Here is a 20,853-nt window from a genome sequence, read left to right as displayed (position 1 = left end):
AAACGGGGTTGCAAATGAATAATTACACATATAAAGTGAATTTTAATTCAATAAGTGGCGTTCGCCATGTGAGGATAAAATGTCTGATTTGTACAAGAAACACTTTCTGAAATTGCTCGACTTTACCCCTGCACAGTTCACTTCTCTGCTGACCCTTGCCGCACAGCTCAAGGCCGATAAAAAAAAGGGCAAGGAAGTACAGAAGCTTACCGGTAAAAACATCGCGCTCATCTTCGAAAAAGACTCGACCCGTACCCGTTGCTCTTTCGAAGTTGCCGCATTTGACCAGGGCGCACGCGTCACGTATTTAGGACCGAGCGGCAGCCAGATTGGGCATAAAGAGTCAATTAAGGACACCGCGCGCGTACTCGGGCGGATGTACGACGGCATTCAGTATCGCGGCCACGGCCAGGAAGTCGTCGAGACGCTGGCGCAGTATGCGGGCGTCCCGGTGTGGAACGGGCTGACCAACGAGTTCCACCCGACCCAGCTGCTGGCGGACCTGCTGACCATGCAGGAGCACCTGCCGGGCAAGGCGTTTAACGAGATGACGCTAGTCTACGCGGGCGACGCGCGCAACAACATGGGCAACTCGATGCTAGAAGCGGCGGCGCTGACCGGGCTGGATCTGCGCCTGGTGGCCCCGAAGGCCTGCTGGCCGGAAGAGAGCTTGGTGGCGGAGTGCAGCGCGCTGGCGGAGAAGCACGGCGGCAAAATCACCCTGACGGAAGACGTGGCGGCGGGCGTGAAGGGCACGGACTTTATCTATACCGACGTCTGGGTGTCGATGGGCGAAGCCAAAGAGAAGTGGGCTGAGCGGATTGCGCTGCTGCGCGGGTATCAGGTGAACGCGCAGATGATGGCGCTGACCGGCAATCCGGACGTGAAGTTCCTGCACTGTCTGCCGGCGTTCCATGACGACCAGACCACGCTCGGCAAGCAGATGGCGAAGGAGTTCGACCTGCACGGCGGGATGGAGGTGACGGACGAGGTGTTTGAGTCGGCGGCGAGCATTGTGTTCGATCAGGCTGAAAACCGGATGCATACGATTAAGGCGGTGATGGTGGCGACGCTTGGGGAGTGATTGGGTCCTCTGCGGTCTGGTGCCCTCACCCCGGCCCTCTCCCACAGGGAGAGGGAGAAAACCCACCCCGTAGGCCCGTGCAAGCGAAGCGCCGCCGGGCAAACCGACTCCCCTTCATTGATTTTTCACCCCGAAAAAGGTACGTTTTCGCCTTCATTCCAGCGTGGACATGCCAGCATTATGCCGATTATTCAGTCTGTTGAACGTGCGTTGCAGATCCTCGACCTGTTCAACGAGCAGGCCACCGAGCTTAAGATCACCGACATCAGCAAACTGATGGGGCTGAGCAAGAGCACCCTCCACTCGCTGCTGAAAACCCTCCAGCTTCACGGCTATATCGATCAGAATCCGGAAAACGGCAAATATCGCCTCGGCATGAAGCTGGTCGAGCGCGGTCATTTTGTCGTGGGCTCAATCGATATCCGCCAGAAGGCGAAAGGCTGGCTGACGGAGCTGTCGCAGCGGACCGGGCAGACCACCCATCTGGGGATCCTGGACGGGCGTGAAGGGGTCTATATCGAGAAGATTGAAGGCAAGCTGGCCGCCATCGCCTATTCGCGTATCGGCCGCCGCCTGCCGGTGCACGCCACCGCCATCGGCAAGGTGTTGATTGCCTGGCTGGGCGAGGCCGAGCTGAACGCCCTGCTGGAGGGCTATCAGTACACCACCTTTACACCCGCTACCCTCGCCTCCCGCGAAGCGTTAATGGCCGCCCTGGCGCAGACCCGCGAGCAGGGCTACGCCCTGGACAGCGAAGAGAACGAGCAGGGCGTGCGCTGCGTGGCGGTGCCGGTGTGGAACCACGAATCCCGCGTGATTGCCGCCCTGAGCCTGTCGACGCTCACCTCCCGCGTGGATGACGCCGAGCTGGCCCGCTTCCGCGAGGAGCTTCAGCAGGCCGGGCTCGAGCTGTCACGCGCGCTGGGCTATACCGGCTCGTAGGTGAAGTAGTCGAAGTCCGCGTGACAGCCGTCGCCGCTGATGTCCTCGCAGTGCAGCCCCACAAACGCGCCGGTAAAGAAGCCGCGCCCTCCGATGTAGTCATCCGACAGCTTCCACGCTTCATAGGTCACCGGCACGGCGTGCCACGTCTCGCCGTCGAAGGAGTAGCTGTAGCGGTAGACCAGCGTATCCACGTCCACCCGCAGCCAGACACTCTCCGCATGTTCCGGCACCGGAATGGGCTGCTCGTGCAGCGGCCACGACGGCACGTTGTGGTCGAGCTGGATCACCTTGATGGTCCTCCCCTGCCCCTCCTCGAAATCCACAAAGCAGTAGCTCCAGTTTTTGCTGTTGTAGTAGCAGGTCAGCCCCGCGCTCTGCTGGAAGTGGACCGGCGAGAACTGCATCCGCGTCTCGGCCCGGAAGGTGAAGTGCTGCCAGCGGCGCGCCACGGTCGACTGGGTAAAGGTCGAGTTGAGCGAGTCGTTGCCGTAGAGCCGTAAGTAACCCGGGCGGGCGGTGAGCGAGCCGAGGGTGTCATCGAACGGAATGCGCAGGGTCTGCAGCTCCGGGTCAAGCGTACTGCCGTCGAAGTCATCCCGCCAGTTACCCTGAGCGGCTGCGGGCTGTTCCACCACCTGCGGGCCTTTCACGGTCAGCTGCGCGTGCTTGCCGCCCTCCACGTACGGCCAGCCGTCGCGCCATTCAATGCGGGCGATGCCGGTCTCGCGCCCCAGCGGGCAGTAGCCGCGCCCGCCGGAGGCCAGCAGCGGCACGCCGGGCAGGCGTAGCGGGCGGCTGGTGAGGTAGGCCATATACCATTCTCCGGTGTGGGTCTGCAGCAGCGAGCCGTGGCCGCTCTTTTGCAGCGGGTTCTCCGGCAGGTGCCAGCTGGTCATCATCGTTCCGTCCGGGTGCAGCTCGTACGGCCCGTCGATATTTTTGGAACGCAGTACCACGACTGCGTGCTCGTAGCTGGTGCCGCCCTCGGCAACCATCAGGTAGTACCAGCCCGCGTGGCGATAAAGATGCGCCCCTTCGGTGTAGCAGAGCGGTGTGCCGGTAAACAGCGTTTTGCGCTCGGGCGAGAGCGTGCCGGTCTGCGGGTCAAACTCCTGCATCACAATGGTGTTGTGCGGGTTGCTGTGGTGACGCGGCCCCCACGGACGGTAGAGGTAGTATTTACGCCCATCGTCGTCGTGGAACAGGGACGGATCGAACCCACCGTTGCCCATCGGGATCGGCTCGCTCCACGGCCCCTCAATGGACGGCGCGGTGACGAGGAAGTTGCGGCCATTTTTCCACGGCGAGTCGACAATCTTCACGTCGGTATAGAGCAGCCAGAATTTGCCGTCGGCGTAGCTCAGGCAAGGCGCCCAGATGCCGCCGGAGTCCGGGTTGCCCTTCATGTCCAGCATCGACACGCGGTCCAGCGGCGTGCTGACCAGCGACCAGTTTTTCAGGTCGCGGGAGTGATAGATGCGCACGCCCGGGAACCACTCGAAGGTCGAGGTGGCGATGTAGTAGTCCTCGCCCTGACGGCACAGGGACGGGTCCGGGTTGAAGCCGGTCAGGATCGGGTTGGTAATTTCCATGTTGCCTCCGGTTAATGGGATGCGGCTGTCGCGGCGTCGGGAACGGCCTCGCCCTGCGCCGCGCGGTGTTTGATCAGCTGCTGGCTGATGGCCTCCACGCGGTCGTCGGTGAGCTTGTAGAACGACAGCATGATGAACATGCCTGCGTAGAGCACCACCGGCACCACGCAGAACAGAATTTTGATGGTGGTGAGCACCTCAACCGGCTGCACGCTGCTGCTGGCGGAGTAGTTCACCCAGGCCAGGATCCAACCCACCACCGCCCCGCCAATCGCCAGGCCAATCTTCAGGCTGAACAGGTAAGTGGAGAACACCAGCCCGTCAAGGCGACGTCCGCTGCGGCTCTCCTCGTAATCCACCACGTCAGATGCCATCAGCCACTGTAGCGGCGTGGTGGTGTTGAAGACGAACAGGAACAGGATGTTGAGGGCGAAAATCAGCGCGATGTGCTCGGCCGGGGTGAAGAAAATCAGCAGGCTGATGAGCGAGTAAGCGACGATGATCCACCTGAAGGCGGTGACGCGGTCGAAGCGGCCCAGCAGGCGTGAGGAGCAGAGCGAGCCGAACATGGTGGCGAGGCTGCCGTAGAGTAAAAACTGGGTCGCCATCTCCGGGTGATCCATCACGTATTTCACGAAGTAGAGCGTCGCCCCGCCGCGCACCACGTTGGAGCAGGTCGCCATCATCTTGAACGCGCACATGATGCGCCACTGGCCGTTGCCCAGCAGCAGTTTGAGATCTTTCGCCACCGACGAGCCAGGCTGCACCTCAAAGGTGTAGCGCTCTTTGGTGGTGAAGAAGCAGACGTAGAGCAGCACCACGCCGGTCAGCCCCAGCACGCACATGGCGCCGAAATAGCCCACCTGCTCGTCCCCCTTGCCGATGATGCTGACCAGCGGCAGCGCGATGCCGCTGATGGCAAGCGAGCCCGCTGCGGCGAGGAAGAAACGCCAGGACTGAAGGGCGTGGCGCTCTTTCGGGTCGGCGGTGATCACCCCCGGCATGGCGCAGTAGGGCACGTTAACGAAGGTGTAAACCAGGGTCAGGAGAATGTAGGTCACGCAGGCGTAGATGATTTTGCCCTGCGCGGAGAAGTCCGGCGTGTAGAAGGTCAGCATGCAGACGATGCCAAACGGGATGGCGCCCCACAGCAGGAACGGGCGGAACTGGCCGTGCCGCGTGCGGGTGCGGTCTACCAGCAGCCCCATCAGCGGGTCGGTCACGGCGTCGAGCACGCGGGAGACTAAAAACAGCGTGCCCATAATGCCCGCAGAGAGACCAAACACGTCGGTGTAGAAATAGGCCAGCAGGAACATCGTGGCCTGCCAGACAAAGCCGCAGGCGGTGTCACCCAGCCCGTAGCCAATTTTGTCTTTCATGGTTAATTGCGTCATCAGAATTACACCCTTTGGTAGTGTGCTGAATTACAACATCGTGTTAATGGAGTGTAATGAGCTGTTCAATTAACCAGCAATGGTCATATCTTATTTCTGAATTACGTTATTTTGCTTTTGTGACGCCAACGATATATCGCAACTTATTGTTTAAATTAACAAATTACAGATACGAAAAAGCCGCCCACGGAATATATTCCGTAGACGACAATCGCGTGAAAAATAATTAAATGCCGAGCGCTTTTTTACCGGCGTTAATTACCTCAATAATTTTATCGGTGTCATAAATACAGCCTTTCCAGGTGCCGCCGCTCACCGACTGCAATGCCGCCCACAGCCGGGTATCGTCCGGCAAAAAGTCGTGGGCGTGCAGGTCCGGGTGCGTCTGCCGCAGCGCCAGCTCGCGCGCGCCCTCCTCCGGCGTCAGCGGGTTATCCGCCGTGCCGATAAAGTTCACGCTGCCTGTTAATGTCAGGCGGTCGACGGCAATCTCGATGATGTCGTTGTCGCGCAGCTTGCCAATCGGTCCCCCCGCCAGCGCCTCCGGCGACACGTGGCCGAAGCAGGCGCCCGTCGATACGCCCGAGAAGCGCGCATCGGTGATTAACGACACCGTCTTGCCCCACGAGATATGCTTCAGCGCGGAGGTAAGCTGGTAGGTCTCTTCCATACCGGTGCCGGACGGGCCGCCGCCGATCACCACCATGATATCCCCCTGCTTAATCTCTTCCCGCTTGATGGCCTTGATGGCCTGCGCTTCCGAGACAAACACCCGCACCCGGCCGGTGTGCCGGTAAACGCCATCGTCATCCACCACCGACGGGTCGATCGCCGTGGACTTGATCACCGAACCTTCCGGCGCGATGTTGCCCGTCGGGAAGCAGACCGTCGAGGTCAGCCCTTTCGCTTTTGCTTTCTCCGGCGGCAGGATCACGTCATCCGGCTCCACGCCGTCCTGCTCGCACAGGCACTGGCGGAAGCGCTTACGGCGCTCGGACGTCTGCCACCAGTCGAGGTTCTCGCCCACCGTCTGGCCGGTGACGGTCATGGCGTCCAGATGCAGCAGGCCGAGATCGCGCAGGTGGAGCATCACTTCCGGCACGCCGCCTGCGAGAAACGCCCGCACGGTCGGGTGGTAGTCCGGGCCGTTGGGCAGCACGCTCACCAGGCGCGGCACCCTGCGGTTGACGCGCGTCCAGTGCTCTACGTCCGGGATCGTGCAGCCCGCCGCGTGGGCGATGGCCGGGATGTGCAGCAGTAAGTTCGTGGAACCGCCGAACGCCGCGTGGATCACCATGGCGTTTTCGATGGCTTTATCGGTGAGGATATCGCGCGTGGTGATGCCGCGGTTATCCAGCTCGCTCACCGCCCGCGCCGACTGGCGGGCGATCTCCAGCCACACCGCCTGCCCGGACGGCGCCAGCGCGGAGTGCGGCAGCGCCAGCCCCAGCGCTTCCGCCACCACCTGCGAGGTGCCCGCCGTGCCGAGGAACTGGCACCCGCCGCCCGGCGACGCGCAGGCGCGACAGCCGAGCTCGGCGGCCTCCTGCAATGAGAGCTCGTGGTTGGCAAAGCGCGCGCCGATGGTCTGCACCTTGCCCGCATCTTCCCCCACGGTCGGCGGCAGCGTCGCCCCGCCCGGCACCAGAATGGTCGGCAGGTCGTGCATGGAGGCCAGCGCGATCATGGTGGCGGGTAGCCCTTTATCGCAGGTGGCCACGCCGATCACCGCCCGGCGCGTGGGCAGAGAGCGGATCAGACGGCGAAACACGATCGCCGCGTCGTTACGATACGGCAGGGAGTCGAACATGCCGTGCGTGCCCTGCGAGCGCCCGTCGCACGGATCGCTGACGAAGGCCGCAAACGGGATCCCGCCGTTGCGGGTGATCTCCTTCGCCGCCGCCTGCATCTGCATGCCGATTTCCCAGTGACCGGTGTGGTAGCCCAGCGCAACCGGGCGTCCGTCCCCGGCGCGAATACCGCCCTGGGTGCCGATAATCAGCACCTCTTTGCCGGTCAGCTTGTTGGCGTCCCAGCCCATCCCGGCGTTCTGCGTCATGCCGAACAGGTTGCCGCTGGGGGATTCCATCAGCATCTGCGGGGTCAGAGGCAGCGCGCCCTGCGGCCCCGCCGCGTGGGTGATCACCGCATAAAACGCATCGTCCTGTGGGGTGAAAATTTTCTCAATGGTCATCGTTATCGTCCGGCTCAGCAGAGCTTGAGCTGTTGCAGCAGGGTTTTCAGCTGCGCCTTACGCGGCTCGTCCAGCGGCGTGGCGGGCGGCAGCACGTGCGTGGAGACAGGACGACCACAAAGCACGATCGCCTCTTTAATGACGTTCACAAACGGCGTATCCAGCTGATACATCTGCGGGATTTGCAGCAGGGTCTGATGATACTCAGCCGCTTTCGCCACGTCTTTATCCCGCCAGGCTTTCAGAAGATTCACCGACACCTGCGGGGCAAAGTTGCCGCTGGCCGAAATCGCCCCGTCGCCGCCGAGCAGCAGGGTATTAAACAGATGATCGTCGTAGCCGCACAGCACGGTGAAGTGCGGATGAGCGGCTTTGACGGTGAGGATCATGCTGCGCAGGTGGGCGACGGAGTCGATGGTGTCTTTGATCCCGATAATATTGCTGCGCGAATCGGCCAGGGTTTTCACCAGCCCCGGGGTCAGATCCTGCCCGGTCAGCGCCGGGAAGTTATAGAGCATCACCGGCAGCGTGACGCTGTCGGCCACCTGTTCGAAATAGCGGATCAGGTTTGCTTCCGACACCTTCCAGTAGTAGGGGTTGATCACCACGATGCCGTCCGCGCCCGCCTGCTGCGCGTGCTGGCTGAGTTCAATGGTTTCCCGGGCGTTGGTGCCGCCGGTGCCGATCAGGACCGGCACCCGACGATCGACATGATCGATAGCAAAGCGGGCAATGGTCTTACGCTCTTCGGCGCTGAGCTGGGAGAACTCGCCGCCGCTGCCCAGGAAGAACAGGCCGTCAACGCCTGCTTTGATGAGATCGTCGATCAGCGCGGCGGTGCCCTGCTCATCAAGCTGGCCGTCGGCGGTAAAAATGGTGGAGACAGGGGGAATGATTCCCGTGAACAACGCGGACTGCGGCATAAGATCTCCTTGTTGAATCATTTTGTTCTACATTATAGAACAGCGTTCATTAATTTAACGATCATACTATGACGCAGAAAAAGGGGAGGTAAATGGGAGATGAGGAGGGAGTGCGGGAAGTTTAAGCTGGATCACATTATGCGTGGGTGCGGTCTGGTGCCCCAGCCCTCTCCCTGTGGGAGAGGGCTGGGGTGAGGGGAAATTACTCCACCAGCATTTTAACAACCACTTTTCTGACCTTAGCAGGCTCCCCCACCGCGCACAGCGGCTTATGCACTTCACCCGGCCAGAACACCACAAAATCCCCTTCGCTCAGCACCACGGTTTTCTCCTGCTCGCCTTCCGGCAGGAACGCGATGTCTTTATCCGCCAGCCAGTCGGTGTCCGGCGTGCCGTGCGGCAGGGTGCTGAACGTCATCCCTTCCTGGCCCTTCAGCACAATCTGGATATCCAGATAGCGCGCGTGGTACTCGGCGCGGCGCTCGGCGAACGGCTGGGTCATGTCTTCTGACACCAGATAAAACAGGCTGTTGCCGTTGATGTCGTGCTTGCCGTGCGGCGTGGCGTCGGTGACGTGGGCTTTAACGTGCTCAATGGCCTGGCGCAGCGCGTCAGGCAGCCAGGACTGCAGATGGTGAATGTTTCCAATAATCATGTTTCAATCCTCAATATAAAACAATGTTTCATTTTTACCTTTTATACGAGAATCTAGCCTGCCATACCAGCCCTTTTTCGACGAGGCTTGCGCGAGCGCATGTTTATTGGGAAAGGTGTTAACCCGCTGTTAATCCTGCCCAGGCAATTATGCAGCGGTTATGCATAACCTCATTTCGCGCACACTAAGGCTCTCACATAACCCACTGAAATAAAGAGCTTAATAACAAAACCCGCTGCCGTATCACATTTTACGACTTTGATAATTTCCGTTATAAGCCCATAATTATTTATGGATTTTCCTTAAGTCAAAAATAGTTAATTGTCATTATTGCATAGCCATTCCTTCCACTTTATTTAATCTTTTAAAATCAAATGGATAACTAATAATTACAAAATGTGTAATTCTACAAAATAATAACAACCTCAAATAATGCCACCGGATCCTGCTTAGCTATTCAACTCCCAATAATATGAAATTAATCATTATCTGATGCGAATCATGCAAATGAAAACAAACTCATTAATATCCATTTCCGCGTGAGCAATATCACATTACGGATTATTTAACTGCCTACTATAAATCACGAAATCAATTGAGCTTAGCCGCCATGTAATTAATCACACCACATGGCGCATGCCCTTTTTATTCTGAAAAACAGTTAAAGGAATAATTATGGAAAAGCATTACGTCGGTTCTGAAATTGGTCAATTGCGTAGCGTTATGCTGCACCGCCCTAATTTAAGCCTGAAGCGGTTAACGCCCTCAAACTGTCAGGAACTGTTATTTGATGATGTACTGTCGGTTGAACGGGCGGGTGAGGAGCATGACATCTTCGCCAACACGCTGCGCGAGCAGGGGGTGGAAGTCCTGCTGTTGACCGACCTGCTCACGCAAACCCTTGATATCGCAGAAGCGAAAGCCTGGCTTCTTGAAACACAAATTTCCGACTATCGCCTCGGGCCAACCTTTGCCGGCGACGTGCGCGGCTGGCTGGCGGATATGCCGCACCGCGAACTGGCGCGGCGATTAAGCGGGGGATTAACCTACGGCGAAATTCCGGCAGCCATTAAAAATATGGTAGTGGATACCCACACGGCGAATGATTTTATTATGAAGCCGCTGCCGAACCATTTATTTACCCGCGATACCTCCTGCTGGATTTATAACGGCGTCTCCATTAACCCGATGGCGAAACCCGCCCGCCAGCGTGAAACCAATAATCTGCGCGCGATATATCGCTGGCACCCGGCATTTGCCGACGGCGATTTTATTAAGTATTTCGGCGACGAGAATATTAATTACGACCACGCCACCTTAGAAGGCGGTGACGTACTGGTGATTGGCCGCGGGGCGGTATTGATCGGCATGTCCGAGCGCACAACGCCGCAGGGCGTGGAGTTCCTCGCCAACAGCCTGTTTAAACACCGTCAGGCCGAACGCGTGATTGCCGTTGAGCTGCCAAAACACCGCTCCTGCATGCACCTCGACACGGTGATGACCCACATCGACGTGGACACCTTCTCCGTCTATCCGGAAGTGGTGCGCAAAGACGCCCAGTGCTGGACGCTCACGCCGGACGGACGCGGTGGCCTGCTGCGCACCCAGGAAACCGAGCTGCTGCACGCCATCGAGAAAGCCCTCGGCATTAACCAGGTCCGCCTGATCACCACCGGCGGCGACGCCTTTGAAGCGGAACGCGAGCAGTGGAACGACGCCAACAACGTTCTGACCATCCGCCCGGGCGTAGTGATCGGCTACGAGCGTAACGTCTGGACCAACGAGAAGTACGACAAAGCGGGCATTACCGTGCTGCCGATCCCCGGCGACGAGCTGGGACGCGGTCGCGGCGGCGCGCGCTGCATGAGCTGCCCACTGGAACGCGACGGAATTTAAGGAGCCATCATGGAACGAAAACCCACTCTGGTTGTGGCCCTGGGCGGCAACGCGCTGCTCAAGCGCGGCGAGCCGCTGGAAGCGGATATCCAGCGCCAGAACATCGAGCAGGCCGCCCGCACCATCGCCGGGCTGACGGCGCAGTGGCGCGTGGTGCTGGTGCACGGCAACGGCCCGCAGGTCGGGCTGCTGGCGCTGCAGAACAGCGCCTACGACAAAGTGACGCCCTACCCGCTGGACGTTCTCGGCGCGGAAAGCCAGGGGATGATCGGCTACATGCTCCAGCAGGCGCTGAAAAACAATCTGCCGCAGCGTGAGGTGAGCGTCCTGCTCACCCAGGTGGAAGTGGACGCCGCCGATCCGGCCTTCAGCAACCCGACCAAATACATCGGCCCGGTGTACAGCGAAGCGCAGGCGAAAGCGCTGGCCGCAGAAAAAGGCTGGACGTTCAGGGCAGACGGCGCCTATTTCCGCCGCGTGGTGCCCTCTCCGCAGCCGAAGCGCATCGTGGAGAGCGACGCCATCACGGCGCTGATCCAGCGCGACCACCTGGTCATCTGCAACGGAGGCGGCGGCGTGCCGGTAGTGGAAAACGCCAACGGCTATCGCGGCGTTGAGGCGGTGATCGACAAAGACCTCTCCGCCGCCCTGCTGGCGCGTCAGATCGAGGCCGACGCCCTGCTGATCCTCACCGATGCCGACGCGGTGTACCTCGACTGGGGCAAGCCGACCCAGCGCCCGCTGGCGCAGGTGACGCCGGAACTGCTTAAAGACATGCCGTTCGACGCCGGATCGATGGGGCCGAAGGTCGCCGCCTGCCGCGAGTTTGTTGAGGCCTGCAACGGCATTGCCGGGATCGGCGCGCTGGCCGACGGCGCGGAGATCCTGGCGGGCGAGAAAGGCACGCTGATTCGTAACTGATCACTCATTTTAAAAAGGATTTAGCCATGACCATCAACCTGAAAAACCGCAACTTCCTCAAACTGCTGGACTACACCCCGGCGGAAATTCAGTACCTGATCGACCTCGCCATCGAGCTGAAGGCGGCCAAAAAAGCCGGGCGCGAAAAGCAGACGCTGGTCGGAAAAAACATCGCCCTGATCTTTGAAAAAACCTCCACCCGCACCCGCTGCGCCTTCGAAGTGGGCGCGTTTGACCAGGGCGCGCAGGTTACCTACCTCGGCCCAAGCGGGTCGCAGATCGGCCATAAAGAGTCGATGAAAGACACCGCCCGCGTGCTGGGCCGCATGTATGACGGCATCGAGTACCGTGGCTACGGCCAGGCCATCGTCGAGGAGCTGGGCGAGTACGCGGGCGTGCCGGTATGGAACGGCCTGACCGACGAGTTCCACCCGACGCAAATTCTCGCCGACCTGATGACCATGCTGGAGCATTCACCGGGCAAAACCCTGCCGGAGTTGAGCTTTGCCTATCTCGGCGACGCGCGGAATAACATGGGCAACTCCCTGATGGTCGGCGCGGCCAAGATGGGGATGGATATCCGCCTCGTGGCACCGAAATCGTTCTGGCCGGAAGCCGGGCTGGTTGAGCAGTGCCGCGCCATCGCCAAAGAAACGGGCGCGCGCATCACCCTCACCGACGACGTGGAAGAAGGCGTGCACGGTACCGATTTCCTCTACACCGACGTGTGGGTCTCCATGGGCGAGCCGAAGGAGGCCTGGGCCGAGCGCGTCAGCCTGATGAAGCCGTATCAAATCAACGCGGACGTCATGAAGGCCACCGGCAACCCGAACGTCAAGTTCATGCACTGCCTGCCCGCGTTCCACAACGAGCACACTAAAGTGGGCCGCGAGATCGAGATGGCGTACGGCCTGAAGGGGCTGGAGGTGACGGAAGAGGTCTTTGAATCACCGAACTCCATCGTCTTTGACGAAGCAGAAAACCGCATGCACACCATTAAGGCGGTCATGGTGGCGACACTCGGCGACTAATCACCGCCCGGCGCGCCGCGGGGTGCGCCGGGATTCAGGAGAACATCATGGGCAAGTTCAAGTTTCCCTCCGCTTACACCATTCTCTTTTTTCTGATTGCCGTGGTTGCCGTGCTGACGTGGATTGTTCCGGCCGGGCAGTACCATATGGCGATGAACGAGGCGCTCGGCAAAGAGGTGCCGGTTGCCGGCACCTATGCGCACGTGGCATCGCACCCGCAGGGGCTGGTGTCGGTGCTGATGGCGCCGATAGCCGGGCTGTACGATCCGGAGTCCGGCCAGGCTGGGGCGATCGACGTTGCGCTGTTTATCCTGATCATCGGGGGATTTCTCGGGATCGTCACCAAAACCGGGGCAATTGACGCCGGGATCGAGCGCGTCACCACTAAGCTGCGCGGGCGCGAAGAGTGGATGCTCCCGATCCTGATGGCGCTGTTTGCCGCAGGCGGCACGATTTACGGCATGGCCGAAGAGTCGCTGCCCTTCTATACCTTACTGGTGCCGGTGATGCTGGCGGCGCGGTTCGATCCGGTGGTTGCCGCGTCCACCGTACTGCTCGGGGCGGGGATCGGCACGCTCGGGTCCACCATTAACCCGTTCGCGACGGTGATCGCCGCCAACGCCGCCGGGATCCCCTTCACCAATGGGATCATGCTGCGCATCGCGCTGCTGGTCATCGGCTGGATCATCTGCGTGGCGTGGGTGATGCGCTATGCCCGTAAGGTGCGCAAAGATCCGTCGCTGTCGATCGTGGCGGATAAACAGGAGGAGAACCTCGCCCACTTCCTCGGCAACAAGGGCGAGCAGTCGCTGGAATTTACCCCGGTGCGCAAACTCATCCTGGTGATTTTCGCCCTCGCCTTCGCGGTGATGATCTACGGCGTGGCGGTGCTGGGCTGGTGGATGGCGGAGATCTCGGCGGTGTTCCTCGCCAGCGCCATTATCGTTGGGCTTATCGCCCGCATGAGCGAAGAGGAGCTGACGTCGACGTTTATCAACGGCGCGCGAGATTTGCTGGGCGTCGCGCTGATTATCGGCATCGCGCGCGGTATCGTAGTGATTATGGATAAGGGCATGATTACCCACACCATTTTGCACAGCGCGGAAGGGCTGGTCACCGGATTGTCGACGGTGGCGTTCATTAACGTGATGTACTGGCTGGAGGTGGTGCTGTCGTTTCTTGTGCCTTCTTCGTCCGGCCTGGCCGTTCTGACGATGCCGATCATGGCGCCCCTTGCCGATTTCGCTAACGTCAACCGCGACCTGGTGGTTACGGCTTACCAGTCGGCGTCCGGCATCGTTAACCTTATCACCCCCACCTCTGCCGTCGTGATGGGCGGGCTGGCTATCGCCCGCGTGCCCTACGTGCGCTATCTGAAATGGGTCGCGCCGCTGCTGGGGATTTTGACGGTGGTGATTATGGTGGCGTTAAGCCTGGGCGCGTTGTTGTGATTTGCCGGATGGCGCTGCGCTTATCCGGCCTACGGATCGGTGCGGTGCCACCGGTTATTTCGGGAACTGATATGGGAACTATGATGGATTACGAAGAGTACTCTTCCAAAGAGCAACTACAGCTAACGGTCTGCCAGCGTCTGATCGCGGAAAAGAGCTATCTCTCTCAGGAAGAGATCCGCCGCGACTTGCAGGAGCGGGGTTTTGAGACCATCAGCCAGTCCACCGTTTCACGTCTGCTCAAGCTGCTTGGCGTCATAAAAATTCGCAATGCCAAAGGGCTAAAGATTTATTCGCTGAATCCCCAACTGCGCCCTGCCCCCGACGCCGCGCGTACCGTCTCCGAAATGGTGGTGAGCGTGGAGCACAATAGCGAATTTATCCTTATTCATACCGTCGCCGGATATGGCCGCGCGGTGGCGCGTATTCTGGATTATCACCAGTTACCGGAAATTTTAGGCGTGGTGGCGGGAAGCAGTATTGTCTGGGTCGCGCCCCGGGTGGTGAAGCGTACCGCGCTGGTGCATAAGCAAATTAATTATTTACTCAGAATGCATTAATATTCATAAAGAACCGTTTGCATTGAGTAAAGCGTGCATTAAATCGCTTGATCCCAAAAACGAGCTGCGTATAATGCCCGACAATTTGCCGGGAGGAAGCATGGTCAAGCGTGTACGACATAACGTCTTACCGCGTCTGAAATCAGACGCTGGCCTGCCGTTTTCTTCCCGTTGCTAAACCTATTCCCAGAGCCCCTCATTTGAGGGGCTTTTTTTTGCCCGGCGTCAGGAGATAAACATGAATCCGCTTTATCAAAAACACATCATTTCCATAAACGACCTCAGCCGCGAAGAGCTGGAACTGGTTCTGGAAACCGCGGCAAAACTGAAGGCCAATCCGCAGCCGGAGCTGCTGAAGCACAAGGTGATCGCGAGCTGTTTCTTTGAAGCCTCGACGCGCACCCGCCTCTCCTTTGAAACCTCCATGCACCGCCTGGGCGCGAGCGTGGTGGGCTTCTCGGACAGCAGCAATACGTCGCTGGGCAAAAAAGGCGAAACCCTGGCGGATACCATTTCAGTGATCAGCACCTACGTTGACGCGATTGTGATGCGCCACCCGCAGGAGGGCGCGGCGCGTCTGGCCACCGAGTTTTCCGGCGGCATTCCGGTGCTGAACGCCGGTGACGGCGCCAACCAGCATCCGACGCAGACCCTGCTGGACCTGTTCACCATTCAGGAGACCCAGGGCACGCTTGAAAATCTGAACATCGCCATGGTCGGTGACCTGAAGTACGGCCGCACCGTCCACTCCCTGACCCAGGCGCTGGCGAAATTTAGCGGCAACCGCTTCTTCTTCATCGCCCCGGACGCGCTGGCGATGCCGCAGTACATCCTCGACATGCTGGACGAGAAAGGCATTACGTGGAGCCTGCACGCCAGCATCGAAGAGGTGGTGGGCAACGTGGATATTCTCTATATGACCCGCGTGCAGAAAGAGCGTCTGGATCCGTCCGAATACGCCAACGTGAAGGCGCAGTTCGTGCTGCGCGCCAGCGACCTCGACGGCGCGCGCGACAACATGAAGGTGCTGCACCCGCTGCCGCGCATTGATGAGATTGCCACCGACGTGGATAAAACGCCGCACGCCTGGTACTTCCAGCAGGCCGGGAATGGCATCTTCGCTCGCCAGGCGTTACTGGCACTGGTTCTGAATCGCGAATTAGCTCTGTAAGGGGAGACGACCATGACACACGATAACAAACTCCAGGTTGAAGCCATCAAGCGTGGCACCGTGATTGACCACATCCCTGCGCAGGTGGGCTTTAAGCTGCTGACGCTGTTCAAACTGACCGAAACCGACCAGCGCATCACCATCGGCCTGAACCTGCCGTCCGGCGAAATGGGCCGTAAAGATCTGATCAAGATCGAGAACACCTTCCTGACCGACGAGCAGGTCAACCAGCTGTCGCTGTACGCGCCGGACGCCACGGTTAACCGCATCGACGATTACGACGTGGTGGGCAAATCCCGCCCGAGCCTGCCGGAGCGCATCGAAAGCGTGCTGGTCTGCCCGAACAGCAACTGCATCAGCCACGCCGAGCCGGTTTCGTCCAGCTTTGCAGTGAAAAAGCGCGCCAACGACATCGCGCTCAAATGCAAATACTGCGAAAAAGAGTTTTCCCATTATGTGGTGCTGGCCAACTAATTGAGGTTGGTAATGAAATCCCGGCTGTTATAATGGCCGGGAACATTCTTAACGCTGTAATTCTGGAGAAAAAATGAGCAAAGCACTCGCGACGGAAAATGCACCAGCGGCTATCGGCCCATACGTTCAGGGCGTTGATCTGGGCAGCATGATCATCACCTCTGGCCAGATCCCGGTAAACCCGAAAACCGGTGAAGTACCGGCCGACGTGGCGGCGCAGGCGCGTCAGTCGCTGGAAAACGTGCAGGCTATCGTTGAATCTGCGGGCCTGAAAGTGGGTGATATCGTCAAAACGACGGTGTTCGTGAAAGATCTGAACGACTTCGCCACCGTTAACGCTACGTATGAAGCGTTCTTCACCGAGCACAACGCCACCTTCCCGGCGCGCTCCTGCGTGGAAGTGGCGCGTCTGCCAAAAGACGTGAAAATTGAAATTGAAGCGATCGCCGTACGTCGTTAATACATTTCAATAAACAGAAGGCAGCTCGGGCTGCCTTTTTTATTTCGGTTATTTTTACTCTCCGGGTAAAATGACACAGAGCCAGATCCATTATTAGACTCTCCCTCGCCTAGTAATATTCTCTAATAATGGATGAGTAATGAAACTTTCAAAAATTGCACTTGCCCTCGCAACAGTGACCGTTGCATCTTCGGCATTTGCTCACGGATATATTGAATCTCCTGCCAGCCGCGCCTATATGTGTAAGCTGGGTCAAAATATTGATTGCGGCTCCGTACAGTATGAACCGCAGAGCGTAGAGAAAACCTCCGGCTTCCCGACCGGGGCAGAGCCAGCAGACGGACACCTCGCCAGCGCGGGTATCTCTCAATATTCTCAGCTGGATAAGCAGAGCCTGAATGCGTGGACTAAAAACCCGATGACCGCGGGCCCGCATGAATTTGTCTGGCACCATACTGCGCCGCACAAAACCACCAACTGGCGTTATTACATTACCAAACAAAACTGGGACCCAAATAAGCCGCTAACTCGCGATCAGTTTGAATTAACCCCGTTCTGTACAATTAACGGAAATAGCCAGGCGCCAGCCGTAACTAAATCCATGACCTGTAATGTTCCTGAACGCACAGGCTATCAGGTAATTTACGGCGTATGGGAAATTGCAGATACCACAAACAGCTTCTATCAGGCTATCGACGTTGATTTCGGGAATGGCGGCAACGTTACCCCGGACGAAACGCCTGCGGTTGTGTCCGAGTGGAGCAAAACCCTGAGCGGCCAGATTGCCGGTAATAACCTGAACGTGGGCGATAAAGTTATCGCACGCTTCTTCGACGCCCACGGCGAAGTGACCGCCATGCGCACCGAGATGACCATCGGCTCTGCTGAACAAGGCGACGCTAACCAGTGGTCCTACGATCTGGCGCAGAAGATCAACACCGCGCAGCACGACGTGCGCGTCGGCGTGAAGGATGAAGCCGGTGACATCAGCCCGGTTCACGGCGCCAACAGCGTCTTCGTGAAAGACGGCAGCACCTTACAGTCCGTTGCTATCTCTTATGAAGAGCAGAAAGCGCAGGTGAGCGAAACCATCGCCGTTACCGATCTGCAATACAGCAAAATCGAACATGGCAACGCGACCGTGACCTTCCACGTGAATACGCAGGGTGACGTGAATTTTGAAGCACACGTGATGAACCACCACGGTGCGGAAAAAGGCTACCTGAAGCAGGACATGAACAACAGCAATCAGGACGTCACCATGACCCTGACCGACGTGACCGCCGGTCACCACATGCTGAAATACTACGCGACCAATAAAGACGGCACCCTGTTCGCGCAGGACGTCCTGAACCTGATGCTGGAAGGCGATGCCGCCGCGGATAGCACCGGCCACCACGACTTTACCTTCCCGGACAATATCGCGTCGTACAAGGCAGGTACCGTGGTGCTTCAGCCTAAAGACGGTAAGACCTACGAATGTAAGCCTTTCCCGTACAGCGGCTTCTGCGTGCAGTACAGCCCAACCGCAAACCAGTATGAGCCAGGCGTTGGCGCACACTGGAAAGAGGCGTGGGTTCTGAAGAACTGAGTGGCCTTTACGCCCGGCGGCACTGCGTTTGCCGGGCCTACACCACGTAGGCCCGGCAAGCGCAGCGCCACCGGGCATGCGTGTTACTGATTTCGCGTGGCGCGTAGCAGCGTCTCCAGCGGATAGACCGCCGCAATCACCACCTCATCCTGCACCTTCGCCGCGCTGTCCAGCTCGCTCTGGATCGACGCGATCTCTTTGTCGTCCAGCGTCCCCTGACGCGCCACCAGATCCGTCAGCCTCAGGCCAATCGAGGCCAGCTTATCCACCTCCAGAATGACCGGCTTAATGGCCTTCAGCTGATAGCTGTTTTCGCTCAAGGCCAGCACGTCGCTGATGTTGTTCTGCCAGCGGTTAAAGACGTGGCGCAGCGCCTCGGCGCTCTCCGTGTCTTCCGCGTCGCTCACCAGGCGGTCCGCCCACTTGTGCATCTGGCGCACGGTGGCGCTTTCGGCGTTCAGCGCATCTGCAAGTCTGTTAAGCGGCTCAAACTGATGGTAGTTTCCGGCCTGGAACTTCAGGTGCTGGCGGGTGTAATACTGGGCCGGCTCGAGCGCCTGGGCGAGGATTTGCAGCGGCAGGGTGTCGGCATTGTTAGCGAGGCGCGTGAACTGCACCTGCTGCTGGGTATGCTGCTGCAGCCCGACGGACACCGTCGACCAGCTGTCCATCGCCTGCAGGCGGGTATACATGTTATCGACGTCGTTGACGTCCTGCGCGGACCACAGCCGCTCCGCCACCGCAAAGGCGCGCGGCCACAGGCGGATGTCCAGCACCGGCGCGACCACGTTTTCCGCCCACAGCGCCGCTTCGCCGCCGAGCAGGTTGGCCTGATTCGCCACGTCCGGCACGACCGGAGGGGTACCTTTCGGCACGTCGTCCAGACGCGCGCCGCTAATCGGGTAGCGGGTGTTTCCCACCAGGAAATAGCCGGTGAGTTTGTCGTTATCAACGTTGACCACCGGGCGCGTTTCACCCATCCAGGTGTCGACGGTAAAGGTCACCTGGTTGTCGTCGCGCCACTGAATGTTATTCACCGCCCGACGCGATTTCCCGGCAAAATCAATAAAACCGCGCCACCCGGCGTCGCCTTTCACCAGCGTAAAGCTGCCTTCCACCGGCTTGCCCTTCAGGCGCGGCATGGAGAAAGCCCAGCTCTGGACGCTGTCGGTGTCCGCTATCACGTCCACGCCATTCAGCCCCTGCGGCACGATTTCGTTGCGGTAGTGATAGGCGGTGGATTGGGGCTGGTCGAGGTAGAAGCCGGTTGAGAGAATGCCCTTATAGCCGTTCTGCGCCACCTGCCCCAGTGCGTCCTGTCCCTGCCAGGACTGGATCAGAATGCTTTTCGGCAGATCGGGATGGTAGATCTCATCCCAGCCGACCATCTGCCGGTGGTGCTTCTCAAGGATCGTCTCCAGCTTGCGGTTGAAATACGCCTGCAGCGCGTGGCTGTCCGCCAGTTTGTTGTCGCGCATAAATCTCTGGATCGCCGCGTTTGCCTTCCACTGGCTGTCGTCCACCTCATCGCCGCCAATATGCAGATACGGATCGGGGAAGATCGCCGCCAGTTCGCTGACCATCGCGTCGGCAAAGGTGTAGGCCGCCTCTTTGGTGGGATCCAGCACCGGCTTCAGCACGCCCCAATGGCGCTCCATAGCGTACGGCCCCGGCGCGCTCATCAGTTCTGGATAGGCGACGGCAATCGCTGAGGCGTGGCCCGGCATATCGATTTCCGGCACCACGCGTATGCTGCGTTCGGCTGCGTAACGCACAATCTCGCGCATCTGCTCAGGGGTGTAGAACAGCCCGTCGCTGGCAAGCTGGGTTAATTTTGGATAACGCTTCGAGGTAAAGCGCCAGCCCTGATCGTCAGTCAGATGCCAGTGCAGGACGTTGAGCTTAGCCGCGGCCATACCGTCGATCTGGCGTTTGATATCGGGTAACGGGATGAAATGGCGCGCCGAATCGAGCAGCAGCCCGCGCCACGGGAAGCGCGGCGAATCTTCGATGGTTACCCACGGAATCGAGGTGTTTTCGGCACCGTTCTGCATCAGCTGGAGCAAGGTTTCCATTGCGCGCAATGCGCCAAAGCGGGTGTTAGCGGAGATGTTCACGCCGTTGGCATCCACTATGAGTTTGTAGCTCTCATCGCTGTCCGGCAGCGGCTGCGGCTTCACCTTTTTAGCGATGGCGATACGGATGGTTGGCTTGTCAGGTTTTTCGGCCTGTGGCTGTAGCGTCCAGCCGGTTTGCAGCGCAATGCGCTGGCGCAGGCGGTTGACCGCGTCCCCCAGATCGTCGCCGCTGACGCTCACGGAGAGTTGATTGTTAAGCACCAGCGCGCCCTGCGTCGTCGGGCGTTCAACCTTCGCAGGCCAGGGCATCAGGGGAAGGTCGCCTGCCGGCGCGGCAAAAGCGGAGGCGCCGAGCATAAGCCCGGCGGTTAAGAGACTGTACCGTAACATGAATGTTCCTTATCTGACGGGCCAAATACAGGCAAAACATTCT

18 protein-coding genes and 2 pseudogenes are annotated in these 20,853 nt (G+C 59.2%); 13 read left to right on the top strand and 7 right to left on the bottom strand.

The window, feature by feature from the left end; translation table 11 throughout:
- Positions 1-14: 14 nt before the first annotated feature.
- The 3 genes from argL to xynR all read left to right on the top strand — a co-directional run bounded on the left by argL (position 15) and on the right by xynR (position 2,026).
- Entirely contained in the window at positions 15-110 is a 96-nt protein-coding gene (gene argL, locus OKF39_RS03530) for a putative translational regulatory protein ArgL (RefSeq protein ID WP_213014347.1), read from the top strand.
- Positions 80-1,084, top strand: coding sequence for an ornithine carbamoyltransferase (gene argF / locus OKF39_RS03525; protein WP_479983478.1), 1,005 nt, complete (start codon positions 80-82; stop codon positions 1,082-1,084). Before argL ends, argF (OKF39_RS03525) begins: the two co-directional genes overlap by 31 nt.
- Before the next feature lie 180 nt (positions 1,085-1,264).
- Positions 1,265-2,026, top strand: coding sequence for a DNA-binding transcriptional repressor XynR (gene xynR, locus OKF39_RS03520; RefSeq protein WP_063154889.1), 762 nt, complete (start codon positions 1,265-1,267; stop codon positions 2,024-2,026).
- Here the strand turns inward: xynR and OKF39_RS03515 are convergent.
- From OKF39_RS03515 to OKF39_RS03495, 5 genes are all read right to left on the bottom strand, one after another.
- On the bottom strand, positions 2,011-3,621 hold the full coding sequence (locus OKF39_RS03515; protein WP_479983477.1) for a glycoside hydrolase family 43 protein: 1,611 nt from the start codon (positions 3,619-3,621) through the stop codon (positions 2,011-2,013). The two genes, xynR and OKF39_RS03515, sit on opposite strands and share 16 nt — an antisense overlap.
- An 11-nt stretch (positions 3,622-3,632) precedes the next feature.
- Entirely contained in the window at positions 3,633-5,015 is a 1,383-nt protein-coding gene (locus OKF39_RS03510) for an MFS transporter (protein ID WP_479983476.1), read from the bottom strand.
- A gap of 226 nt (positions 5,016-5,241) precedes the next feature.
- Positions 5,242-7,209, bottom strand: a complete 1,968-nt coding sequence (yagF, locus tag OKF39_RS03505) for a xylonate dehydratase YagF (protein WP_479983475.1) — start codon at positions 7,207-7,209, stop codon at positions 5,242-5,244.
- 14 nt (positions 7,210-7,223) lie between these two features.
- Positions 7,224-8,132: a 2-keto-3-deoxygluconate aldolase gene (gene yagE / locus OKF39_RS03500; RefSeq protein WP_479983474.1), complete on the bottom strand. Its 909-nt coding sequence runs from the start codon at positions 8,130-8,132 to the stop codon at positions 7,224-7,226.
- Positions 8,133-8,334: 202 nt separating this feature from the next.
- The gene (locus OKF39_RS03495; RefSeq protein ID WP_248207640.1) at positions 8,335-8,787 is read right to left on the bottom strand and encodes a YhcH/YjgK/YiaL family protein; all 453 of its coding nucleotides are present in this window, start codon (positions 8,785-8,787) and stop codon (positions 8,335-8,337) included.
- Between the two features lie 675 nt (positions 8,788-9,462).
- Here OKF39_RS03495 and arcA point away from each other — a divergent pair.
- The 5 genes from arcA (at position 9,463) to OKF39_RS03470 (ending at position 14,646) form a co-directional block, all read left to right on the top strand.
- Complete coding sequence (arcA, locus tag OKF39_RS03490) at positions 9,463-10,683, top strand: arginine deiminase (protein WP_479983473.1); 1,221 nt, start codon at positions 9,463-9,465, stop codon at positions 10,681-10,683.
- Between the two features lie 9 nt (positions 10,684-10,692).
- Positions 10,693-11,604: a carbamate kinase gene (gene arcC, locus OKF39_RS03485; RefSeq protein ID WP_047367009.1), complete on the top strand. Its 912-nt coding sequence runs from the start codon at positions 10,693-10,695 to the stop codon at positions 11,602-11,604.
- Positions 11,605-11,630: 26 nt separating this feature from the next.
- A complete protein-coding gene (gene argF, locus OKF39_RS03480) occupies positions 11,631-12,635 on the top strand; it encodes an ornithine carbamoyltransferase (RefSeq protein WP_041911441.1) in 1,005 nt (334 codons plus the stop codon).
- Positions 12,636-12,682: 47 nt separating this feature from the next.
- On the top strand, positions 12,683-14,086 hold the full coding sequence (locus tag OKF39_RS03475) for a YfcC family protein (protein ID WP_479983472.1): 1,404 nt from the start codon (positions 12,683-12,685) through the stop codon (positions 14,084-14,086).
- Positions 14,087-14,166: 80 nt separating this feature from the next.
- On the top strand, positions 14,167-14,646 hold the full coding sequence (locus OKF39_RS03470; protein ID WP_479983791.1) for an arginine repressor: 480 nt from the start codon (positions 14,167-14,169) through the stop codon (positions 14,644-14,646).
- Between the two features lie 3 nt (positions 14,647-14,649).
- On the opposite strand, the pseudogene OKF39_RS03465 reads toward OKF39_RS03470, so the two are convergent.
- Positions 14,650-14,767 (bottom strand): annotated as a pseudogene (locus tag OKF39_RS03465) (hypothetical protein).
- On the opposite strand from OKF39_RS03465, the pseudogene OKF39_RS03460 reads away from it, so the two are divergent.
- The 5 genes and pseudogenes from OKF39_RS03460 (at position 14,747) to gbpA (ending at position 18,342) form a co-directional block, all read left to right on the top strand.
- Positions 14,747-14,882, top strand: a pseudogene (locus tag OKF39_RS03460) (pyrBI operon leader peptide). The pseudogenes OKF39_RS03465 and OKF39_RS03460 sit on opposite strands and share 21 nt — an antisense overlap.
- Before the next feature lie 2 nt (positions 14,883-14,884).
- Positions 14,885-15,817, top strand: a complete 933-nt coding sequence (pyrB, locus tag OKF39_RS03455) for an aspartate carbamoyltransferase (protein ID WP_028015316.1) — start codon at positions 14,885-14,887, stop codon at positions 15,815-15,817.
- A 12-nt stretch (positions 15,818-15,829) separates the two neighbouring features.
- Positions 15,830-16,291, top strand: a complete 462-nt coding sequence (gene pyrI / locus OKF39_RS03450) for an aspartate carbamoyltransferase regulatory subunit (protein ID WP_010427352.1) — start codon at positions 15,830-15,832, stop codon at positions 16,289-16,291.
- A gap of 73 nt (positions 16,292-16,364) precedes the next feature.
- Positions 16,365-16,751 carry a 2-iminobutanoate/2-iminopropanoate deaminase gene (ridA, locus tag OKF39_RS03445; RefSeq protein WP_023305331.1) on the top strand — a complete coding sequence of 129 codons (387 nt, stop codon included), beginning with the start codon at positions 16,365-16,367 and terminating at the stop codon, positions 16,749-16,751.
- A gap of 139 nt (positions 16,752-16,890) precedes the next feature.
- Positions 16,891-18,342, top strand: coding sequence for an N-acetylglucosamine-binding protein GbpA (gene gbpA / locus OKF39_RS03440; protein ID WP_028015315.1), 1,452 nt, complete (start codon positions 16,891-16,893; stop codon positions 18,340-18,342).
- A gap of 83 nt (positions 18,343-18,425) precedes the next feature.
- Here gbpA and OKF39_RS03435 read toward each other — a convergent pair whose 3' ends face one another.
- On the bottom strand, positions 18,426-20,810 hold the full coding sequence (locus OKF39_RS03435; protein WP_479983471.1) for a beta-N-acetylhexosaminidase: 2,385 nt from the start codon (positions 20,808-20,810) through the stop codon (positions 18,426-18,428).
- Positions 20,811-20,853 lie beyond the last annotated feature (43 nt).

This window comes from Enterobacter cloacae complex sp. HYC042_NIDB, assembly GCF_056673315.1.
Note: the sequence above shows the minus strand (reverse complement) of the source record. Positions and strands in the feature narration are given on the sequence as shown.

Bases quoted from the DNA above. Each gene is read 5' to 3' on its own strand.
- argF (WP_479983478.1), top strand. From the start codon at position 80: ATGTCTGATTTGTACAAGAAACACTTTCTGAAATTGCTCGACTTTACC.
- arcA (WP_479983473.1), top strand. From the start codon at position 9,463: ATGGAAAAGCATTACGTCGGTTCTGAAATTGGTCAATTGCGTAGCGTT.
- argL (WP_213014347.1), top strand. From the start codon at position 15: ATGAATAATTACACATATAAAGTGAATTTTAATTCAATAAGTGGCGTT.
- yagF (WP_479983475.1), bottom strand. From the start codon at position 7,209: ATGACCATTGAGAAAATTTTCACCCCACAGGACGATGCGTTTTATGCG.
- arcC (WP_047367009.1), top strand. From the start codon at position 10,693: ATGGAACGAAAACCCACTCTGGTTGTGGCCCTGGGCGGCAACGCGCTG.
- OKF39_RS03495 (WP_248207640.1), bottom strand. From the start codon at position 8,787: ATGATTATTGGAAACATTCACCATCTGCAGTCCTGGCTGCCTGACGCG.
- OKF39_RS03510 (WP_479983476.1), bottom strand. From the start codon at position 5,015: ATGACGCAATTAACCATGAAAGACAAAATTGGCTACGGGCTGGGTGAC.
- OKF39_RS03435 (WP_479983471.1), bottom strand. From the start codon at position 20,810: ATGTTACGGTACAGTCTCTTAACCGCCGGGCTTATGCTCGGCGCCTCC.
- xynR (WP_063154889.1), top strand. From the start codon at position 1,265: ATGCCGATTATTCAGTCTGTTGAACGTGCGTTGCAGATCCTCGACCTG.
- yagE (WP_479983474.1), bottom strand. From the start codon at position 8,132: ATGCCGCAGTCCGCGTTGTTCACGGGAATCATTCCCCCTGTCTCCACC.
- argF (WP_041911441.1), top strand. From the start codon at position 11,631: ATGACCATCAACCTGAAAAACCGCAACTTCCTCAAACTGCTGGACTAC.
- gbpA (WP_028015315.1), top strand. From the start codon at position 16,891: ATGAAACTTTCAAAAATTGCACTTGCCCTCGCAACAGTGACCGTTGCA.
- OKF39_RS03470 (WP_479983791.1), top strand. From the start codon at position 14,167: ATGATGGATTACGAAGAGTACTCTTCCAAAGAGCAACTACAGCTAACG.
- OKF39_RS03475 (WP_479983472.1), top strand. From the start codon at position 12,683: ATGGGCAAGTTCAAGTTTCCCTCCGCTTACACCATTCTCTTTTTTCTG.
- pyrI (WP_010427352.1), top strand. From the start codon at position 15,830: ATGACACACGATAACAAACTCCAGGTTGAAGCCATCAAGCGTGGCACC.
- OKF39_RS03515 (WP_479983477.1), bottom strand. From the start codon at position 3,621: ATGGAAATTACCAACCCGATCCTGACCGGCTTCAACCCGGACCCGTCC.
- pyrB (WP_028015316.1), top strand. From the start codon at position 14,885: ATGAATCCGCTTTATCAAAAACACATCATTTCCATAAACGACCTCAGC.
- ridA (WP_023305331.1), top strand. From the start codon at position 16,365: ATGAGCAAAGCACTCGCGACGGAAAATGCACCAGCGGCTATCGGCCCA.